At 36.5% G+C, this 384-nt stretch carries 1 protein-coding gene; it reads right to left on the minus strand.

The genetic code is table 11. From position 1 onward, the window contains the following. Window positions 1–384: hypothetical protein (locus HC176_RS17375; protein ID WP_167920264.1), on the minus strand; the 384-nt coding region annotated here is incomplete at both ends.

The raw sequence follows: 384 nt of genomic DNA on the forward strand, positions 1-384 counted from the left end.
TTCATCTAATAGGTTTTCTATGTCGTCCAGTAAAGACCTATGGTAGGCATCATATATCAGTTCAGAGAGTTTTATCTGAAGAAACTTTACAACTTCCGGATAAGGCGAACGTCTTAATGGAAGAACTATTGGAAGTAATTTGTCAAAAGTATGTGGAAACAAGGTAATAGCTTCAATCGCCTTTGCCTGCTCCTGTTTTGTGTCCAATTTCAGCAAATCTATTGGAAGTGCCCCAAAACTTCCAGTCATTATAATTTCTACCGGAAGCAAACCAAACTTGTCCTCAGGCTTAAAAAGTTCAAGGATATGTTTTTCTGTTTCTTGTATATTATTACTCCAAAAATGGAAAATGGAACTTTCAAATCGGTTGATGGAACCTCTTTG

The sequence above is a fragment of the Tamlana crocina genome (genome assembly GCF_012037625.1).